This is a genomic window from Vibrio sp. TRT 29B02 (genome assembly GCF_050113655.1).
Classification (GTDB): domain Bacteria; phylum Pseudomonadota; class Gammaproteobacteria; order Enterobacterales; family Vibrionaceae; genus Vibrio.
Window position 1 is genome coordinate 106,317 of record NZ_JBNJOJ010000001.1, and the last position, 20,309, is coordinate 126,625.

General features: G+C 45.6%; 15 protein-coding genes and 3 pseudogenes. 12 read left to right on the top strand and 6 right to left on the bottom strand.

Annotated elements, in window-relative coordinates; all coding sequences use genetic code 11:
* Window positions 1-134 precede the first annotated feature (134 nt).
* The 8 genes and pseudogenes from ACQEXT_RS00440 to ACQEXT_RS00475 all read left to right on the top strand — a co-directional run.
* Window positions 135-605: pseudogene (locus tag ACQEXT_RS00440) on the top strand (fructose PTS transporter subunit IIA); the annotation flags it as partial.
* A gap of 145 nt (window positions 606-750) precedes the next feature.
* Window positions 751-3,390 (top strand): mannosylglycerate hydrolase, encoded by a 2,640-nt coding sequence (mngB, locus tag ACQEXT_RS00445; protein WP_426950105.1) that lies wholly within the window; start codon window positions 751-753, stop codon window positions 3,388-3,390.
* Between the two features lie 63 nt (window positions 3,391-3,453).
* Entirely contained in the window at window positions 3,454-4,602 is a 1,149-nt protein-coding gene (locus ACQEXT_RS00450; protein WP_426950106.1) for a glycerate kinase, read from the top strand.
* Between the two features lies 1 nt (window position 4,603).
* A complete protein-coding gene (gene manA, locus ACQEXT_RS00455) occupies window positions 4,604-5,794 on the top strand; it encodes a mannose-6-phosphate isomerase, class I (RefSeq protein ID WP_138971120.1) in 1,191 nt (396 codons plus the stop codon).
* A 540-nt stretch (window positions 5,795-6,334) separates the two neighbouring features.
* A pseudogene (locus ACQEXT_RS00460) lies at window positions 6,335-6,616 on the top strand (type VI secretion system PAAR protein); the annotation flags it as partial.
* Between the two features lie 257 nt (window positions 6,617-6,873).
* A complete protein-coding gene (locus tag ACQEXT_RS00465) occupies window positions 6,874-7,545 on the top strand; it encodes a hypothetical protein (protein ID WP_426950108.1) in 672 nt (223 codons plus the stop codon).
* A 1-nt stretch (window position 7,546) separates the two neighbouring features.
* Window positions 7,547-7,912: a hypothetical protein gene (locus ACQEXT_RS00470; RefSeq protein ID WP_426950110.1), complete on the top strand. Its 366-nt coding sequence runs from the start codon at window positions 7,547-7,549 to the stop codon at window positions 7,910-7,912.
* 331 nt (window positions 7,913-8,243) lie between these two features.
* Complete coding sequence (locus ACQEXT_RS00475) at window positions 8,244-8,411, top strand: hypothetical protein (protein ID WP_426950111.1); 168 nt, start codon at window positions 8,244-8,246, stop codon at window positions 8,409-8,411.
* A gap of 43 nt (window positions 8,412-8,454) precedes the next feature.
* On the opposite strand, the gene ACQEXT_RS00480 is transcribed toward ACQEXT_RS00475, so the two are convergent.
* From ACQEXT_RS00480 to ACQEXT_RS00490, 3 genes are read right to left on the bottom strand one after another with little or no spacing between them, the layout of a single operon-like run.
* Window positions 8,455-10,035, bottom strand: coding sequence for a hydantoinase/oxoprolinase N-terminal domain-containing protein (locus ACQEXT_RS00480; RefSeq protein WP_426950113.1), 1,581 nt, complete (start codon window positions 10,033-10,035; stop codon window positions 8,455-8,457).
* A 4-nt stretch (window positions 10,036-10,039) separates the two neighbouring features.
* Window positions 10,040-11,167, bottom strand: a complete 1,128-nt coding sequence (locus ACQEXT_RS00485) for a DUF917 domain-containing protein (protein WP_426950114.1) — start codon at window positions 11,165-11,167, stop codon at window positions 10,040-10,042.
* A gap of 28 nt (window positions 11,168-11,195) precedes the next feature.
* A complete protein-coding gene (locus ACQEXT_RS00490) occupies window positions 11,196-12,509 on the bottom strand; it encodes a purine-cytosine permease family protein (RefSeq protein ID WP_426950290.1) in 1,314 nt (437 codons plus the stop codon).
* Window positions 12,510-12,644: 135 nt separating this feature from the next.
* Here ACQEXT_RS00490 and ACQEXT_RS00495 point away from each other — a divergent pair, with 135 nt between their 5' ends.
* Both ACQEXT_RS00495 and ACQEXT_RS00500 read left to right on the top strand, forming a co-directional pair.
* Window positions 12,645-13,571, top strand: coding sequence for a LysR family transcriptional regulator (locus tag ACQEXT_RS00495; RefSeq protein ID WP_426950116.1), 927 nt, complete (start codon window positions 12,645-12,647; stop codon window positions 13,569-13,571).
* A gap of 506 nt (window positions 13,572-14,077) precedes the next feature.
* Window positions 14,078-14,155: pseudogene (locus tag ACQEXT_RS00500) on the top strand (transposase); the annotation flags it as partial.
* Window positions 14,156-14,263: 108 nt separating this feature from the next.
* Here ACQEXT_RS00500 and phnX read toward each other — a convergent pair.
* The 3 genes from phnX to phnW all read right to left on the bottom strand — a co-directional run bounded on the left by phnX (window position 14,264) and on the right by phnW (window position 17,669).
* Window positions 14,264-15,079 (bottom strand): phosphonoacetaldehyde hydrolase, encoded by an 816-nt coding sequence (phnX, locus tag ACQEXT_RS00505; RefSeq protein ID WP_426950118.1) that lies wholly within the window; start codon window positions 15,077-15,079, stop codon window positions 14,264-14,266.
* 80 nt (window positions 15,080-15,159) lie between these two features.
* A complete protein-coding gene (locus ACQEXT_RS00510; RefSeq protein ID WP_426950120.1) occupies window positions 15,160-16,539 on the bottom strand; it encodes an aspartate aminotransferase family protein in 1,380 nt (459 codons plus the stop codon).
* A 26-nt stretch (window positions 16,540-16,565) separates the two neighbouring features.
* The gene (gene phnW / locus ACQEXT_RS00515) at window positions 16,566-17,669 is read right to left on the bottom strand and encodes a 2-aminoethylphosphonate--pyruvate transaminase (RefSeq protein ID WP_426950292.1); all 1,104 of its coding nucleotides are present in this window, start codon (window positions 17,667-17,669) and stop codon (window positions 16,566-16,568) included.
* 266 nt (window positions 17,670-17,935) lie between these two features.
* Here phnW and ACQEXT_RS00520 point away from each other — a divergent pair, with 266 nt between their 5' ends.
* Together ACQEXT_RS00520 and ACQEXT_RS00525 are read left to right on the top strand one after the other, a co-directional pair.
* Window positions 17,936-18,946 (top strand): putative 2-aminoethylphosphonate ABC transporter substrate-binding protein, encoded by a 1,011-nt coding sequence (locus ACQEXT_RS00520; protein ID WP_426950122.1) that lies wholly within the window; start codon window positions 17,936-17,938, stop codon window positions 18,944-18,946.
* A gap of 248 nt (window positions 18,947-19,194) precedes the next feature.
* On the top strand, window positions 19,195-20,301 hold the full coding sequence (locus ACQEXT_RS00525) for a putative 2-aminoethylphosphonate ABC transporter ATP-binding protein (RefSeq protein WP_426950124.1): 1,107 nt from the start codon (window positions 19,195-19,197) through the stop codon (window positions 20,299-20,301).
* Window positions 20,302-20,309 lie beyond the last annotated feature (8 nt).

Below are 20,309 nucleotides of genomic sequence, written 5' to 3' on the forward strand. Positions count from 1 at the left end.
ATATGTCATTTTAAATCCAATTTAATACATATTGTGGTGTTTGTGAGATCTGTATCACGGTTTATTTGTATTTGATTGGTATTATTGGTGTGTAAACGAATAACCCAACAGAACGTGAATACGGGGCTAAAACTATGAACCTTACAACGCTTACAAATCCATCACTGATCAATCTACAAACGACGTTCGAGAGTCGTGATGCTGCAATTAAGGCACTCGCTGAACAGCTCGACCAACAGGGCAAGCTGCACGACAAAGAAGAATACTTAAAAGCGGTGTTTGCCCGTGAAGAACATGGTGCAACGGCGCTAGGTGAAGGCCTTGCCGTTCCACATGGCAAAACCGACGCAGTGAAAGAAGCGGCATTTGCTGTCGCAACCCTAAAACAAGATTTGAAATGGCAGGGAATTGATGAAGAAGAGGATGTCAATCTGATTTTCTTGATTGCTATTCCTAATGCTGAAGCGGGTTCTACACACATGCAATTGCTGACCGAGCTTACAAGTACTTTGATTGATGATGAAGTTCGTGAAGCGGTACTTAGCGCGACTACTGTAGAAGAAATTTTTGCACTTCTTAGCGATGAGGAAGAGCAAGTTGAAGAGATAGCAGAAGAACCAGCACCAGTAGTTGAAGAGAAGAAAGGGTTGTTTGGCTCTATTGCTTCAAAATTATTTGGATAGCTCAGCGTTTACGCAAAAGCCATTACTCATTTAAGTCGCATAGCACAGTCTTTACAGGTACAAAACAATGACTAAATCACGCGTTCATATTACCCCACACATGCACTGGGATCGTGAATGGTATTTCACCACTGAAGAGTCTCGTATTCTTTTGGTGAACAACATGGAAGAGATCATGCAACGTCTGGAGAGCGATCCAGACTATAAATACTATGTACTCGATGGTCAGACAGCGGTCCTTGAAGACTACTTTGCTATCAAGCCTGAAAACAAAGAGCGAGTACGCGACCTAGTTCAGGCGGGCAAACTGATTGTTGGTCCTTGGTACTCTCAAACAGACACTATGCAGGTTGGTGGCGAGTCAATCGTTCGTAATATGTTGTACGGCCTACGCGATTGTCTAGAGTTGGGCGAGCCAATGAAGATTGGCTACCTGCCAGATTCATTCTCGATGAGCTCACAATTGCCAATGATCTACAACGGTTTTGATATCGATACTGCGATGTTCTGGCGCGGTTGCTCTGAGCGTCATGGTACCAACAAAACTGAGTTCTTATGGCAATCTAATGATGGTTCAGAAGTTGCGGCACAAGTACTGCCTCTTGGTTATGCGATTGGGAAGTACCTACCTCAAGACGAAGAAGGGCTGCGTGCTCGCCTAGACAAATACTTCCCTGTGTTAGAAAAGCCGTCAGTGACCAAAGATATCCTGCTGCCGAATGGTCACGATCAGATGCCAATCCAACAAGACATCTTCGAGGTGATGGACAAGCTACGTGAGGTTTATCCGGAACGTGAGTTTGTGATGAGCCGCTTTGAAGAGGTTTTTGATCGCATCAACCAAGAACGCGATCAACTAGACACAGTAAAAGGCGAGTTTAATGACGGCAAATACATGCGTGTTCATCGCACTATCTCGTCAACTCGCATGGATATCAAACTGATTCACGCTCAGGTAGAGAACAAGATTGTCAACATCCTAGAACCGCTCGCTTCTATCGCTTGGTCGCTAGGTTTTGAATATCACCACGGTCTGATTGAGAAAATGTGGAAAGAGAGCATGAAGAACCATGCCCACGACTCTATCGGTTGTTGCTGTTCAGATAAGGTGCACGCTGAGATTCTTAACCGTTACATCCTAGCCGACGATATGGCGAGCAACCTGATTACCTTCTACAAGCGAAAAATCGTTGACCATATGCCAGCTCGTGAAGGCTGCGACAAGCTAGCATTCTTTAACCTATCGCCATACGAACGTGAAGAGGTGATCAACACCACCATCACTATCCGTGCAGAGCAGTTCAACATCTTCGATGATAATGGCAACCCAGTAGAGTTCTTCATCCAAGATCAACGAGTGATCGACCCAGGCAAAATTGACCGTCAGATCGTTCACTACGGTAACTATGACCCGTTTGTTGAGTACGATATTCAGATTAAACAATCTGTACCTGCGATGGGCTTTACCACTTTGCATATCCAAGGCAATGAGAAAGGCACTCAAAAAATTGCTGAGCAAAAAGATTACCTGCTTGAGAATGAGTACTACAGCATCAAGGTCAATGACAACGGCACTCTAACCATCTTGGACAAAGAAACCGAGATGACGTACGACCAAGTGCTAAAAATTGAAGATGGTTCAGACGATGGTGATGAGTACGACTACTCGCCATCTCGCAAAGAGTGGTTGCTTTACTCAGATGAGTTCAAGGTAGAAACCGATATTAAACATGAAGGCTTCCAATCGGTTGCTAGTATCAAACTACGAATGGATGTGCCAGCTAATCTGCAAGAACGCGAAGAGCGCACGGGTCAAAATGGCTTTGTTGATGTCGATTGCCAAGTCGTACTGAAAGCAGGTTCACGCCGTATTGAAGTTCGTCTGGAGCTAGATAACCAAGCTGATGATCACCGTGTGCGGGTGCTAATCCCAACGCCATTTGTATCTGAAAATGTGGTGGCAGATAACCAGTTTGGCCTAATCACACGTCCAACTAACGACCCTGCGATGCAAGTATGGGAGCAAGAAGGTTGGAAAGAAGCGCCAGTGCCGGTGTACCAACTGATGAACTTTGCTGCTGTTGAGAATCAAACTGGTGGTTTGGCGCTCATGACTAATGGCCTGCGTGAGTTTGAAGTGGTTTCGAGCCAAAGCAATCAAGATCGTGACACTTTCGCCCTAACTTTGCTACGTGGTGTTGGCGTACTGGGTAAAGAAGAGCTGTTGCTGCGTCCGGGACGTCCTTCAGGGATCAAGATCCCGACTCCAGATTCGCAAACGCGTGGCAAGTTAGTGTGTGAGTTCAGCTTACTTGGTTTTGCTGGTAACCATATCGACGCAAATGTAATGGCTCAAGCACGAGACTATGTAACGCCAATCGAGTGTTACAACAAGATCCCATACAACGCAATGAAGCTAAACGTTGGTGTACAAGACAAACCTTTGACTTACTCGCTCTTAGCAAAAGAGCAGAAAGGTGCCGTCCTAAGCGTCTTAAAGAAAGCTGAAGATGAAGATGCCTTAATTCTACGCGTCTACAACCCTGCTGAATCTGGACAGATTGAAGATGGTGTTGCCTTCACTCAACCAGTGGCTTCATGGCAAGAGACCAGCATGGATGAGCGAGTACGTGATACTGAAGTCGCTAGCCAGAGCTTTGGTGCCCTTAAAGCGTGTCAGGCTAAATCATTCCGAGTGAAGTTTTAATCCTAGTTTTTAAACGTAGAAACCTCCGCTCTGATTCCAACTGGGCGGAGTTGGTGAACTGAGATGAAGATTGTAATTGCCCCCGATTCATTTAAAGAGTCCCTTAGTGCCAAGCAGGTATGCCAACGCATTGAAGCAGGTTTTGTACAAGTATTCCCAGAAGCGGAGTATGTGCATCTACCGCTGGCTGACGGTGGTGAGGGAACGGTGGATGTATTGATGCAAGGGTTAGATGGCATTATGCAAACTACCCAAGTGATGAACCCACTGGGTGAGACCGTCGACGCACATTGGGCACTGCTTGATGACGGTAATACGGCATTGATAGAGATAGCGGCGGCATCGGGATTAGACCTAGTTTCGCCACAAGATCGCGATCCTGCCCTTGCAACTACCTATGGTACTGGTGAGTTGATCAAAGAGGCACTTGAGAAAGGTGTAAATAAAATCCTGCTTGGTCTTGGCGGAAGTGCCACCAATGACGGTGGGGCAGGTATCGTCCAAGCATTGGGTGGAAAGTTGTTGGACGAGCAAGGCAATGAGATTGCCTTGGGTGGAGCCGCTCTTTCTCATCTTTCTCGCATCGACTTGAGCAATATCTATCCTCGATGCCAACAGGTCGAGTTTGTGATTGCTTGTGATGTCAACAATCCACTAGTTGGTGAAAACGGCGCTAGCTATATCTTCGGTGCTCAAAAAGGGGCTTCTTCGAAACTGATTGTTCAGCTTGATGACGCACTAAATCATTTTGCAGAGATCAGCAGCCGTCTCACTGGAAAAGACAACCGAACGACACCCGGCTTTGGCGCCGCTGGTGGCGCATCTCTTGGTTTATCACTGCTATTTGATATTCAAATCAAGCAAGGTATTGAGATGGTTTTAGACACCTTAAACGCAGACCAAGTGTTGCAAGGCTCGGATCTCGTTATCACTGGCGAGGGTCAGATGGATAACCAAACCCTGCAAGGCAAGACCCCGTTTGGTATTGCAAAACGAGCCACGCTACAAGGTATTCCCGTGATTGGAATTGCAGGCTCATTGGGTAAAGAGATTGATGAACTCTACAACGCTGTCGATAGCACCTTTGGCACGGTTCGTTCACCACAACCACTAGAACAAGTTCTGACAGAGGCGGGCGATAATCTGACTCGCACTGCACGTAATATTGCCGCCACCTTGAAAGTCGGCGCACAGATATTTGGAGAGAAGTAGTATGTCTCTATTTAAGCTTGATAACGTCATCCAAAACTATGCATGGGGTAGTAAAGACTCCATTCACAACCTATTTGGTATCAATAATCCAGAGCACAAGCCGCAGGCAGAGATCTGGATGGGTGCTCACCCAAATGGCAGCTCTAAGCTCGATGATACCGGAGAGCCTCTTGCTGAGGTAATTGAGCACAACAAACAAGATATCCTTGGTGGCTACACCGCCGCACGTTTTGGGGAGTTGCCTTTCTTATTCAAAGTCCTTGCCGCAGAGACGCCACTCTCTATTCAGGTACACCCAAGTAAACATAAAGCGCAGCAAGGGTTTGAGCGAGAAAACCAACAAGGGATTCCGTTAGATGCTGCTCACCGAAACTATAAAGATCCTAATCATAAGCCTGAGTTGGTTTATGCGCTAACTTTCTACAAAGCGATGAATGGCTTTCGTCCGATCGCCGATATAGTTGCCCTGTTCAAAGAAGCCAATATCCTAAGCTTGGCCCCTGAGGTCGCAGAGCTTGAAAAGCAGGCAGATAACGCCGCACTAAAGGCATTCTTCACTACTATCATGTCACTTGAAGGCAAACACAAAGAGGTGGCTCTGGCAGAGTTGGAAGCCGCCCATAATCGCCCCGCTAAAACCATGATGGGACGAGAAGCGTTGCAATACAGTGCTGAATTCAAACAGCACTATCCGGGAGATATCGGTCTATTTTCACCACTGATACTAAACACCGTTGAACTGGCTCCAGGTGAGGCTATGTTCCTCTATGCAGAAACCCCACACGCTTACGTGCAGGGCACTGGCCTTGAGATCATGGCAAATTCGGACAATGTATTGCGCGCAGGGCTAACACCAAAACACATTGATGTAATTGAGTTGATAGATAACACCTCATTCGAACCGATTAATCCAGCGGAGATTCGGCTAAAACCAATATATAAAGAGGGTAATAAAGTGAGCTATCCCATCCCAGTTGATGACTTTTGCTTTGATGTAATGACAGTCGAACATAGCAGCCAAGTACAGTTTGTCCGTAGCGCAGAAATACTGTTTTGTATTGAAGGTGAAGTGGCAATTTCAAGTCAAAATAATCACCTTGTCTTGAGAGCTGGTGAATCAGTATTCGTTAGCAGCAACTCAGTGAAATACGATTATCAAGGGCATGGGAGGATAGCCCGAGCATTCAATTAATTTGCATATACTTTGACCCTTCACGTGGCTTGCAACTAGGGCTAGCTTTAAGAGTTGACACTACTAAATAAATGGCAACTGCAAACAATATTGAGTATTTGGCAGCCCTAAGTGCTTTGTGTCCAATTTGAGTCTAATCTCATTTAACTTGCTTAAACTAATCCATTTCTCACTAAATTATTAAATTGCGTAACATTTTGTCTGGAAACGTGTTACAGGGTCTTAACTACTAAGGGCGACCGATGCGATATTAGCTAACTAAAGCAAGCGGCTAATAATTTGGGGTTACACGGCGGTTGGATCGATGATGGGTAAATAATTTTCCGGAGATTCTAAGCCGATGATTGATAGAATTAAACTGCTGTTAACTGGACTACTAACGATCGCCGTTTTGATTATTGATAGCATATACTTGAATCATATTTCTGACTCACATCATATCTATTGATCTTTATTCATATTCTTAAAACACCCCATTGCATAATAAGAAATATGAAATTAAGGTCTTATCTACTATAAATATCGTGGTGGGCTTGTGAAATGGCTAAAGCAGTTAAAGTGGGGGATCAAGGAACTGAGCATGATGGCTTTCCTCCAACACGTGTAATCGCAGGATCTCCTACAGTCAATTTTGATGGTTCTCCAGCAGCTAGAGTTGGAGATCCTTTAGAGCCACACGATAAGCCTAAACATCCTCCGCATGATCGTGTTATTGCGTCAGGCTCATCTACGGTAAAGATTGATGGAAAGGCGGCAGCTATTACCGGAGGAGCGATCAGCTGTGGTGGTGTTACTATTGGAAGCGGAACCATCAATATAGGAGACGCCCCTTCAACTGCTTCAGCAAAAAAACTTATTGCGGCTGCTGAAGAACTATACGATATCAATCTTTTGGTTAAGGGCTCCTCGGGCTCAGTATGTTCCGAAATGGAGTTAATTTGTGTATTCAGTGATGGCACAGAAGAAGTCGTAAGGACTAACGCTAAAGGGGAGATAAAAGGTCTAGCAAAAGGTGCTTCGATAAAAACGGTATCTCTCAAGCCTAAACCAACTAAGAAATGGTTCTTAGGAGGCCATTAATGACTGACACTGTGTCCTCAACCCCAGTTACCGATGTAACTCCATATGAAATATATGTCTCCGGTACAGAAGATTTCCTGATACCCATAGTATTTCCTGATTACGAAATTCTTGTTGCAAGCGAACAGACATTTGATTTATTTGGGTTTGATATTACGACCCCTAAAGTGAAAGCACCGTACCTCGGGCATGCTGGGGTTATATTAATTAACGGAGAGACCGGAGTGACGAGGTATTATGAATATGGTCGTTACCCGAACAGAGCTTCCGATATTCCAGGAAATGTCAGAAAGGTATCAATTCCAAATGTGAAACTGATCAACGGATTGATTACCGAAAGCTCTCTGAAAGAAACATTGAAATCAATCTCAAAAAGCTCAGGACAAAGCGGCAGAATTTCTGGTGTGGTCTTAAGGGGAAGCTTTTTTGCAAAGGGAGATAGCTGGCTTAAAAATAAAATGAGCAGTAATAACAGTCCTAACAAACTCCCTTATGATCTAGATAGTCATAACTGTATGACATTTGTAATAGATCTCGCCGAGCACCTAGAGTTGGATCCAAGCTGGCGTCCACCTGTCGTAATTCCAAGCGCTTACATTGAACAATTTCAACTGTCTGAAGTCGATTTAGACTACGACTTCTCAACGAATACGTTAGTCGTATCGGAGTAATATGAGAAAAATATTAAAGTGGTTGTTAATCTTAGGAGCAGCAACTGTATTAGCACTTCTAGTTCTTTTCTTCACCTTCTTCAAGTTCGAGGAAACAGCACCAACGCAACACCAAATGCTTGGTGAAATGTTATGGATTTCAGCACCTGATGGAGGAGTTGGTTTCAGAATACTTGAGTCAAATCATCCTGATTACAAGGTGAAGATACTGTGTGGTACTCCAGATAACGTATGTGATGAAGGCACCTTCAAATATTCAGGAAGCAAGCTTGATAAAATCAAGCCTGATGACATTGCTTCTTACTTTGGTGAGAACATTGGCCTCATAAATGGTGAAACGATGGTCAAAGTTACTCAGAACGAATAATACAGAATCATACCTTGGTGGCTTGGTATTTCTAAAATCAAGCCAGCGAGGCGCTTCTATATACAGAAAGGCCAAAGAGCAATGCCACTTAATCAGGCCTTTTACTTTTCTAGTAGCTGCGTTGAAGGCTGTTTCTAATCACCTCAATGAAATGCCTCTGCTCACTAAAACTCAACTTACTTCTGCCCCTTTCCGTGCTAGAACTATTGCTCGTATGAGTTCTGATACGTGTCATTTGACCAGATTATCCTAATCAACTTAATATGCAGTTAAGCACCTACTAGGAAGGCGCTATTTAAGTCACATAGGTATTTGAGGTGCCATTTTGTTAATGACGAGAAATGAACTTAACGATTTCAGTAAAGAAGCCGATCAACATATCATCAGTCAGGATTATGCCTCTTTGGAGAAGTTAATTGAGAGGCTCACAACGCTAGATTTTGACTTTGAACACTCTCTATATGAGGCTTATTACTTCTATACACTGCTACCTGTATGAGCAGGTAGCAGCGTTGTTTTGGAAGCGATAAATTGAGTCCAGACTAATCCATCTTAATATGTCCGGCAGCTTTGATTTTCACGTGAACCATATTGCCCTGCAGATAGCTCAGTGGGATTTCACTGCGCTCGATAATGGAAACATTTTCTCTGCACGCACCCGCTGCAATCGCGAACTGTTTTGCCTGCTCTTCTAATGTTGACAGCACCTTTTCACGTGATGTGGATTCAATCGGGACTATTTTATCTAATTGCCCAGAAATTTCCCCAAGAGCAACCCCAATAGCATTAGCAACTTCAAAATGTTCTGGACGAACAACTTGGCTCACTCCTTCGAAGTTATCGGGGAAAAGCGCACTGCCGCCCCCGACCATGATCACAGGGACACTGGCAGCAGAAGTTTTCATCTTATCGATACCTTCTTCCACATCAAGCACCATTTGTTGATAAATAGCCTGTGCTTGCTGCAGAGTGATACCGATGTTGTCCGTCAAAAGATGGTCGGATTGCCACTGCATGTTGCCTGTCTTTAAAGCAACATCTGTTAACGTAAGCTCATCGCCACCAAAACTGCGAGCCGTTGAAGTCAGTGTATGACCTACGCTATCAGGCCCTAGTACGATACGTTCTCGCTCAAGGGCAATCTTGGTGCCACCACCGATAGCAAGAGCCAAAATATCGGGCATCCGGAAGTTAGTACGCACTTCTCCAATTTCGACAGCTAAACTCGACTCGCGAGGATATCCGTGAGTAAGCACACCGATATCGGATGTTGTTCCACCTACATCGACCACAATCGCATCTTTGAGTTTAGTAAGATGACTTGCGCCACGAATAGAGTTCGTAGGGCCACAAGCGACCGTCAAGATTGGGTACATTAACGCAAACTGCTGTGACATGAGTGTGCCATCGTTCTGACCAAAGTAAGGCGTCGTATTAATATTGTGATTCACTAAGGCACGGCAAAAACCATCGACAAAGCGCTTGGCTGTGCCTTGAAGTGCCGCATTCAAAATCGTTGCGTTCTCGCGCTCAAGTAACCCTAAGCTCCCAATCTTATGAGACAGTGAGATGTTTACACCTGGAAGTTCTTCAGCGACCCACTCAGCAACGCTCAGTTCTTGATCACCATTCACCGGCGAGAACACACCACAGATCGCAATCGAGTCTACTCGACCTTTCATCTTATGGCATATCTCGCGGATCTCTTGTTCTTGCAACTCTGCGATGAGTTGACCATCGTATTCATATCCACCGTGCGCTTGATAAAAGTGCTCACCAAGCAGTGTCTGCCATGATTGGCTCCAGCCACACAATGGTGGAACGCTATCACCGCTAGGTAAAGAAAGGCGGATCATACCCACGCTGTCGAGTCCTTTTTTCTCAACGATAGCATTGGTACATTGCGTCGTCCCAAGCATGGCATGTTGAACTTGCGATCCATCAATGTTCGTCACCTGTAAAAGCTTTGAAATTGCATTATCGATACCGGTTGAAATATCATGTGTGGTGGCGGTTTTGATTTTAGCTACCACATTGAGTTCAGCATCTAGCAACACACCATCGGTATTCGTTCCGCCAACATCAATACCTAAACGGTAGTAATCTAATGTGTTGTTTGCCATTCTATTACTCTCCTTTTAACGCCGACTTCAGTTGTTCGATAGGCTGATAATCCACGGTATAACCAAAGTAGTTTGGCCCTGCGACTTCAATCCCTTTTTTACTGCGCCACTTCGGGTCACAAGGATAAGCAATTAAGTCGATGCGCTGACCATAGCGCAATTGTTCTGTGGTGATGGGATTGCCTGTTTCATGGTCAAGGATCGAGATAAGGTCAGGAGTTGACGCTAGCAAGTTCTCTTGTGACATGTCTGCCCTGCTACGTCCTTTGTGGGCGAGTAGAAGTTCATTCTGGAAATGGACAAATACCGAGTCTACCCCCGTGTCTTCAAACTGAACGAGTTTTTCGATCACCACTCCCCCCATGGCAAAGCCACCATCGGTTTCACGCTGAATATCAACGATCTTGCCACTAATCAAGATATGACCACCCACTATATCCAATACCGCTTGTGTGCCGCTTTGGTTACCCTCATTGGCTTGGCGTATCGCTTCACCAATCTTCATTGCTTGGGTCAAAGTGGCTGGCAGAGCACTGCGCTTGAGGTTTTTTCCACTCATTGGGTAATCACACATTGCTGCTGAACCGCCCATTTGCTCGGTAATTGGGCGAGCAAATTTTTCAGACCAAAGACCATTGACTGGATAGAGCGTGACCACATTGCCTCGTTCATCAGCCAAGGTATTGGGTGCCGATGGCAAGTCGTCGAGAAAAAACGTCACCATCTGCGCCTCAGGGAAGGCGCGCCCCATCGCATCACAGTCAACGAGAGGGATATTCTTTTGTGCCGCCACCAAGATAGGAATCAGTGAGTTGAAGCCACCCACTTCAATTGGGAATGTTGCGGCTATCTCGGTTTCAAGCGCCTGTTCCATGGCCTCAAACGCCACCAGCATTTGGTCTTTGGAGTTAAGCTTTTCAATCGCAACGGTAGGTGCCCCAATCATGGATGAAGGAACTGTCATCCAATCATCTTGTACTTCATCCAAAGCGATTAATTGCACAGGCTGTTTTGCATTTGCAATCGCAACCTTCGCCATCAGCGCGCCACTGTAAGGGTCACCACCACCTCCAGTGCCAAGTACGGTAGCACCCAGTGCTATGTCATCAATCATCTGTTCAGTAATAATCACTACAACTTTCCTTATTACTAATTTCCAATCATTTAGAAAGATTTTTGCGCTTTGATAGCTTCATCAGAGCAATATAAAACACAGCCGAAGCAATAATGCCATCAAGTGCCGAAATGCTCGTCAGCGAAAATAAGTCGAAGAATTCTGGGGCTGTACAAGCACTAAATACGGTACCGAACACCCAAGATGCTAAGCCTCTTAGCATCCAACTCGGCACTTGTTGAATGTTCTTAAAATTCATTTTGCTCGAATCAAGAACATAATATTGAGCGATATAAACCCCCGCTGCCGGTGCGATAGTGACACTTAGTAGCATTAAAAACTCAGTGAACTTGTCCACCATGCCTAATTGGGCAATGGCGATACCTGCGACGGTCATTAGAATCACAAGGATAGGGCGCGGCACCTTGGGTAGTACCATCGACATACATAGGCCGCCAGAAGTAAGGTTGCTACTGTTGGTTGTCCATTGAGCAAACACCAACACAATGATGGCAGCCATGCCCAAACCTAGGCTAAAGAAGACTTCAACAAGGTCATCGGTGCCGGTGATTTTTGTCAGAATAAGAGCGATAAGGATGATCGCACTGTTGCCAACCAAGAAACCGATACCCGCACCCAAAATCGCATCTTTACGTGTCTTCGCATAGCGAGCAATGTCTGGCGCAGCGACGGCTGCTAGGATCCAGATAGACATAACGAACGAGATCGCTTGCCCCATCGTTAGAGGATCAGTAATGGATGGAGCGCCACTACCTTGGTAATCCGCCGCCATAAATAAGCCAAGAGTAATTAGAGTGACCATAAGGGGCACAGAGTAAGTACTCAACTTACCCAAAGCACGGACACCATAGATTGCTGTCGCCATCATCAAGATACTGCCGCCAATCAGCGCAGATAGATGAGAAACCACAATCTCATATTTTGCTAGAGCATCAACTAGGATGAATGCAAAGAAGTCGGCTTGGAAAGCGAACCAACCGACAAGTGAGATACCGTTGATAAACCCAAGAATCTTACCGCCATTACGACCAAAAACTGCGCTGCTCATCAAAGATGTGGATACTCCAGATTGAAAGCCGATATTGGCGCACAGCATCGCAATCACTGCGAGAAGACCTGAGCCCACAAAGGTTGCGATGAGTGCATCTTCAAAACCCATAGCGCTGCTGAGGATAGAACCCAAGAAAAGACCAGAAATATCGATGCCGATCGCTAACCAAATGAGGCTAATCACCCACCAAGAACGCCTGGCTTTTTCTGGCACTGGCTCTAACTCGAAATCATCGATATTCTTTTGAGTCTGACCAGCTTGGCTTAGCTCTGTCGTCTCTTCTTCCATGTATGTTTCTTTATTCATGATGCATCCCTTGCATTGTTATTCCATAAGCCTGAATAAATCATACTGATGTATTTCTTATCAATAAATGAATATAATTAAATGCAAACATAACAAAAACCAAATGTGTTAATTTAGATGAACTCAAACAATAAGTTAGATAAGCGTGACCTACGAAGATTAGAGCTTTTTTGTGAAATCGTTGAGCAAGGAGGCATTAACCAAGCGGTTGCAAGTACAGGTCTTAGCCAGCCCGTCTTGAGTAATCAACTTATTGCGCTAGAAAATAGTTTAGATTTAACACTATGCCAACGCGGAAGAAAGGGGTTTAAGCTTACTCACGAGGGTGAGAAAGTCTATAAATATGCAAATCAGTTAAAATCCACTCTTACTGACTTCGCTTATAAGTTGCGAGGCGTGCAAACTGAACTCTCGGGCCACGTTCGTGTTGGTTGCTTAGACAATACGGTGACACTCCCTAATAACCCGTTACCCAAAGCGGTCGAGTCATTTTATCAGCGTAGTGATAGCGTCGAAGTGAGTATTGAAGTCGGTGACTTCACTCAACTTAACGAAAAGCTCGCAAAAAACCAAATTGACTTAATGATCGTAGTACTGGGGGGGCATCAAAAAACCGCCTTTAAGCACAGCTACCCATTGTTTGATGAGAGAAGTTATCTCTATGCGCGCCGCGATCTTGCAGATAAGATCATGGATCTAGAGTTCTCCCTTGATGGATGTCGTATCAATATGGGCGGATATGCAAAGGACGAAATGTTTGAATTACTCAACATTGAGCAATATGACTCGATTAAGCTCTATGACGGCTGGCATGTGGAGTCTGGCGTTCTTCTCACCCTGGCAGGCACCCATTTAAGTTTTCTCCCTTCTCACTTGATTGATCGTGGTCATTACGACCAGTCCTTAGTTCCATTGCAACCAGAGAGATGGTTTCTAATTAGCCAGTTTTATGCCGTCATGAAACAGCCACTTGATTCGCTTTCTCCCGTTGCGAAAGCTTTCTTTGAAGAGCTGAGCAAACTTACCGAGGATCACTCGCGTTAGTTTTATTCATATCAATAAACTTGGTTGTTTACAAGGCACTTGGAGCAAGAATAAAACATCACTAGTGTAGTGGCTTAGTTAATTTGGTCAATTGATTGGAGGTTTGCAATACCTGAAATTATCCGTGAGATGCTAATTTAGAACATTCACTAAAACACTTTTGTCCAAAACCTTCCTAGCGCTGGTGTCGTTTAGAGTGCGGCTCTTTTTTGTCTGAAAACAGGAGTGATTACACCTGAGGCATTTTTGCTTCGCGCTACTTTTCAGGTTTGCCCAAAACCGCACTAGTTATTCAAGTTCAAGAGCAGCAAGTGGGTTCATTTCGATAGTTTCTGAAAGGTGGCCTTTTATTGGTTTAGGCTGCTCCCACATTTGTTAGTTTGGAGTTCATCACTATTTAAAAGACTACTGTTCCGTTAAAGGGTGGAAGCTCTCTGCTCGTGGTCGCTCGACCTCGCAAATTACCTAGCTAATGTTATGGTCATGAGCCATATACAGGACATTAAATGACAACTGCGAGAAAACAACAGATATCTATTGATGCCAAACCTTATTATCACTGTGTCTCTCGCAGTGTCAGGCGTCGCTAAGTACCGCGCAGCGGAAGGAAAAACCGTACTATTGTCATACCGTGGAAGCGTACCTCTAACTCAGTTGATAATTTAGTTGAATTAGAGGCTTTTACATAAATCCTATGGACGCTCACCTGCCGCTAGGCGACGTTCGATATCTGCCACCACTTCAGGGAAGTCAGCAATGGTGTCGATTAGGTAGTGCGGCGAGCTCTTGATCAATTTTGCACGTGCCTTTTCACGAGCAGTATCTAGTGTGGTTTGGTCGGCCGCTTGGTACTCTTCAAATGTCAGACCCGCTTCGTTACCAGAAAGCAGCAGACCAACGGTCCACATACCTGCGTTATGACCTTCATCAATGCCCGGTGCTGCGTCATCCACTTTGATACACGCGTTAACATCGGTTACGTTCAGTTCAATCACGTTCTTCAATGCCATAAATGGTGCAGGGCGGCCTCCTTGAGGCAAATCATCCGTGGCTACCACGTAATCAGGTTTGTAGCCGCAATCCGCTGCTACTGGAATCAGTACATCCATCACTTCGCGAGGGTAACCAGAACAAGAACCTATCTTGATGCCTTTGTTTTTCAGACCGTTCACGACTTCAATTGCATTGAGAATGGGCTCGGCGTGGTCAGCGACTTTCGCTTTTTGCAGAGGCATAAATGCGGCATAGATCGCGTCGATGTCTTCGCTGGTCATTGAGCGACCAAACTTCTCATTCCAACGCTTATCAACCGCAGGGATGCGACCCACAGCTTGGATGTGATCCCATTTGCCAAGTCCCATCGGCTCACGCGCTTCTTCAAGGTCAATATCGAAATCAAAGCCTTGCTTGAATGCTTCCACAAAGATGCTGGTTGGCGCAAAAGAGCCGAAGTCGACGATAGTGCCTGCCCAGTCAAAGATCACAGCTTGAATTGGTGACTTGTTCATGTTTAATCCTTTGTCTTGTTTGCCAGAGCGCTTACCTACACGTTGGAACTACGCTCTGGATAAATTGGTGTTTGTTGAAATTAGAAGTAGTTAAAGTCTTTACACACTTTGGCGATGGCTTCTTCGAAGATTGCCAACGCTTCTGTCAGTTGCTCGCGCGTTATGATCAGCGGGGGGCTGAGTTGAATCACATTGCCTTGCGATACCTTAAAGCTGACGCCATTGTTGAGGCATTGGTACAGCACAGCTTCCGCTTCGTCATACGCGCGCGCTTTGCTTTCGTGGTCGGTGACCAGTTCAATGCCCCACAACATGCCGATGCCACGTACATCACCAATCACTGGGTACTTGGCTTTCATCTCTAGTAGCTTTTCCCGCATGAACTGGCTGTCGGCTTTGGTTTTATCTAACAAGCCGTATTGCTCAATGGCTTCCATGGTTGCCAGCGCCGCAGCACAACCGATAGGGCTTTTCTCATGAGTGTAGTGTCCCATCGAGATTTGCTCGGCAGTGTTATATTTATCTTTGGTTACCATGGCTGCGATAGGCATTATGCCTCCGCCCAAGCCTTTACCAATGCAGAGCATATCAGGCTCGATATCGTAGGCTTGGTAGGTAAACCATTCACCGCTACGACCCATGCCGTTAGGGATGTCGTCGATGATCAGCATGACATTATGTTTGTCACAGATTTCGCGGATGCGTTTCCAATAGGCTTTACTGGGCACTTGAACATCCGTGTTGCGAACCGCTTCTGCGATAAATGCACCCACGCCGCCTTCTTTCTCAATTACGTATTCAAGATAATCGGCGTAATGCACATCACTACCGTCAGCGACTGGAAAAGCACCTCGATAAGAGACCGCTGGTGGAATGCGCTCAACACCTGCCATCAAAGGTCCCATGCCTTGGAGGAAGCAAGCTTCTCCTCCCACTGAGATGGCATCCAATGATGCGCCGTGGAAGGAGTCCCACAAGGACACTACCTTGTAGTTCCCTGTGATGTGGCGTGCTAGTTTAAGTGCCATACCTACCGCTGATGTACCACCCGGAGCAAACAATACGCGATTCAACTCGCCGCCACAGATTTGCGTTAGCTTTTCGGCACATTCAATTGCGGTTTCGTTGGTAAAGCGACGTGGTGAAAACGCCAGTTTGGCAATTTGCTCTTGCACACGTTTAATCACATGCGGGTGACCGTAGCCCAGCTGATGGACGTTATTACCATGGAAGTCCATGTACTTTTTGCCGGTAGCATCTTGGATGTAGATGCCTTGTGCTGCTTCCAAGGTATCTAAGCAAGGCGTTGACATGGCTTGATGAAGAAAGACTTCCGAATCACGCTTCAATAATGCTTGCGTGCGTTTGTCGTCCATCGATGCATTCCAAGCTTGGCGTGCCGGTGTCGTGTTGACATCACCTTCGCTGCGGAAATGGGTCGGTTTTACATTTTCAGTCATAACGCTCTCTCAATCAGAAGGCTGCTTTAGGCAACTTGCCAATACATTGCTTTTTCAATCGCACCGATTAAGCGCTCGATATCTGCTGGGTAAACTTCGCCAATGTTGCCGATGCGGAAGCAATCTGCGTTCGATACCTTACCCGGATAAATCACAAAACCTTGCTCTTTCAAACGGGTGTAGAACTCTTTGAACTGGTAATCACTGTGCGTCGGAGAGTAGAAAGAAGTGATGATTGGCGAGTGAAGATCATCATGCAGTAGTGGTTTGAAACCAAGAGAACGCATACCTGCAACCAGTGTTTTCTGGTTAGTCTGGTAACGGTTGTGACGGGCCTCGATGCCGCCTTCTTGTTCTAGCTCTAACAATGCTTGGTAGAAAGCGCGAACCGTGTGTGTCGGAGACGTGAAACGCCATTTGCCATGGTTTACTTCCATGCAGTGCCATTGATCGTAAAGATCGAGGCTTAATGAACGTGCTTGACCTTTGCATTTTTCTAGCTCAGTTTGTTTCGCAATTACAAAGCCAAAGCCCGGTACACCTTGGATACACTTGTTTGCAGAGCTGATCATAAAATCGATGCCTAGTTCGGCAATATCGATAGGAATGCCACCAAAACTGGACATGGCATCGAGAATCACCACTTTACCGTGCGCTTTTGCCGCAGAAGCGAACTCTTCAATTGGGTTAAGCATGCCCGTGGTTGTCTCGCAGTGAACAATCGCCACGTGTGTGATAGCAGGATCCGATGCCAATGCAGTTTCCACCTCGTTCAAGTGTGGCTGTGATGTTTCGCCTGGGGAAACTACATGGCACGGAATATTCAGGTAATTGGCGATCTGAGCGATACGTGCACCGTACGCACCGTTGTCGACAACCAACAGTTTTCCATCTTTACCAATGGCGCTACCAATCGTGGCTTCTACTGATGCTGTGCCGCTACCTTGCATTAATACGCTGGTGTAGCCGTCTTGTTGAGTCGCCAGTTTAACAAGCTTGGTGCGGATCACTTCTACAATATCTTTGTTGTATTCATCATCCCAAGTACACCAGTCTTTTAGCATGGCTTCACGTACCGTTTCAGAAGTAGATAGAGGGCCTGGAGTCAGTAGTAGATATTCGTTTTTCATCTCGATTTCCATTAGAATGGTTTTTTGGTCTACACCAAGTTTCCAATTCACTCTAACGAGGAAGAAAAGGGCAGTAAATAGGTAAATCTTCAATTTCATAAAACTTTAACATCTGAAAAATAGCGGATCTATTGAACGATTATTCAGCGCAAATTTTCGTAAAACTGCCATTTAATGGTCATGATTTCGTCACAAAGTGTCAGTAGGGTTTATATCGTACAACTGGTACAGACCAAATGAAAACTTAGCCAAATTAACTGGAGAAAATGATGAAAAACCGTTTGATGAAAGGATCGCTGGCTGCACTTGTCTCTCTGCTAGCAACGAACGCAATAGCAGCACAGGAAGTCACGGTTTACACCGCTTTCGAAACTGACATTCTTGCTAAATACAAGTCTGCGTTTGAGAAAGATAACCCAGATATCAAGATTAAGTGGGTTCGCGATTCAACTGGTATCATGACGGCGAAATTGCTGGCAGAAAAGAACAACCCTCAAGCGGAGGTGGTTTGGGGTCTTGCTGGCTCGTCAATGGCGCTGCTTAAAGATGAAGGCCTTCTTAAGCCTTACACGCCAAAAGGTTTGGAAGAGCTGCACGCGAATCTAAACGACCCTCAATCAAACCAAGCTTGGTTCGGTAACGATGCGTTCTTTAATGCAGTTTGTTTCAACGAAGCGGTAGCGAAACAACTTAACCTGCCTAAACCAACATCTTGGGAAGACCTAACGAAGCCAGTTTACAAAGGTCACATTGCAATGCCTAACCCTGCCTCTTCTGGTACTGGTTACATGCAGGTTTCTGCTTGGCTACAAAACATGGGTGAAGATCAGGCATGGAATTACATGCGTGACCTAGACAAGAACATTGCACACTACACCCACTCGGGCTCTAAGCCATGTGTTCAAGCGGGCATGGGTGAAGTGGCTATCGGCATTTCGATGGCGAGCCGTGGCGCGAAGCTAAAAACACAAGGCGCACCACTAGCGGTTATCACACCAAAAGGTATCGGCTGGGAATCAGAAGCGGTTGGTCTAGTAAAAGAGTCTGATGCAGCGAAGCGAGTTGTGGACTGGTCAATTTCTAAAGCGGCAAACGAGCTTTACGTAGAAATGTACCCAGTGGTTGGTCACAAAGATGTGAAAGCGACCGTAGCTAACTTCCCTAACGTTCAAGAGAACATGGCGAAGATGGACTTCGCGCAAATGGGTAGCAAGCGTGCGGAAATCCTAGCGGCATGGTCTGAGAAGTTTGACGCGAAATCAGAGCCAAAGTCTTAATCTTATTTGCTTCTCACTTAATGCTAAAATCCACCTCTGTTGAGGTGGATTTTTTGTTTTCGAAAGAATCTCATCGTTGAAGCCTCGTCATTCTCAAGAGTGCGGAAGGAGTGAGTTGGGAATATCTCATTACCACTTAAACAAACCTCAATTTCCTTCATCTATTTGTCATCTTATGGCTATAAATTTGTCATTGGAACGTAACACTCCAAAATTAATGTTGGTATATACCATTTGGAGCGTGTGTTATGTCAACTACTCAACATTACCTAAATATTGAAAATATAGTAAAGCAATTCGGGCAGTTCACTGCATTAAAGAAAATCTCGCTAGCGATTGAAAAGGGCGAGTTTGTTTGCTTTCTTGGCCCTTCTGGCTGCGGTAAAACCACTCTACTACGTGCTATTGCAGGTTTAGACTTGCCAACGTCTGGTGCGATTTTTCAAAACGGTCAAGAGACCACATTCCTCCCTCCAGAGAAGCGCGATTTTGGCATCGTATTTCAATCTTACGCGCTGTTTCCTAACCTAACTGTACAAGAGAACATTGCTGTGGGTTTAAAGAACCAAGGCATGTCGACCAAAGAAGCGCTAGAGAAGGTAGATTATTGGCTAGAAACGATTGGTCTTCCAACTTCTGGCGAGAAGTTCCCTAACCAACTTTCTGGTGGTCAACAACAACGTGTCGCTTTGGCTCGTGCATTGGCGCTGTCTCCGGGTCTACTGCTACTTGATGAACCATTATCGGCGCTGGATGCTAAAGTACGTGTGCACTTACGTGACGAGATTTGTAAGCTGCAACGCAAGCTTGGCATCACCACCATCATGGTTACGCATGATCAGGACGAAGCGTTGTCGATGGCGGATCGTATCGTGGTAATGAACCATGGCGTGATTGAGCAAGTTGGCACGCCTCAAGAAATCTACCAACAGCCAGCAACGCGCTTTGTCGCTGAGTTTGTCGGCAGCATGAACTTTATTGAAACCTCAGTCGCAACGGACTCCAAAATACGCATTGCAGAAACCTTGATGCCAGCGCCAAGTTTGACCAATCGTAAGATTCAACGTGGTGACCGCTTCGACCTTGCGGTGCGTCCTGAAAGCATCAAGTTCGTTGAAAACGACACCAACTCTCTGCCAGTGCGAGTTACGGTAACCGAGTTTCTGGGGGCGTTTTTCCGCATTGATTGCGTATTGCAAAACGACAGCTCAACCCAAACCATCGTAGTGGATGTGCCTGTTGAAACGGTTCAACAACTCAATATCAAGGCGGGTGATGTGCGTTACATCCAGTTTGCTGAAGAAGGGTTGCATGGTTACGCCGTGCCCTCGGTTGATAAAGCGCTAGCAGCGTAGGTGTAAAC